This window comes from Rahnella bonaserana, assembly GCF_019049675.1.
In the GTDB taxonomy this organism is placed as follows: domain Bacteria; phylum Pseudomonadota; class Gammaproteobacteria; order Enterobacterales; family Enterobacteriaceae; genus Rahnella; species Rahnella bonaserana.
The window spans coordinates 1-348 of the sequence record NZ_JAFMOW010000017.1; the positions used below are offsets into that span (position 1 = coordinate 1).

1 protein-coding gene is annotated in these 348 nt (G+C 50.6%); it reads left to right on the forward strand.

What is annotated here, in order from left to right; translation table 11 throughout:
• The coding region (locus J1778_RS00070) for a DUF3304 domain-containing protein (protein ID WP_217171489.1) at nt 1–348 on the forward strand (348 nt) is incomplete at both ends.

Consider the following 348-nt stretch of genomic DNA (forward strand, 5'->3'; position numbering starts at 1 on the left):
CGGTGACATTAATTATTCACAGCGAAATTGACCGGCCTATTTTGGGGTTTAGTGTGAATGGCGTAGCGGGATCCAATGCGTCTGCACACGGCGGTGGGGGCGCAACCTGTTGTGGCAGTATCAGCGGAAAGACGGCGGAAGTTGTCTGGACATTGAGTACAACCCGCGCCCAATACAATGCAGGACTGCGTACGGAAAACCGTCGTATCACCATGCCTCTTCCCGAACGCAAATGGGAAGAAAATTATCTGCACGTTTATTTTCTTCCTGCAGATAACGTCCGTTTGTGGTGGGGAACCGGATTTATTCATCCGAAGGCTGAAGAACTCCCAGATGCAGTAAACGGTA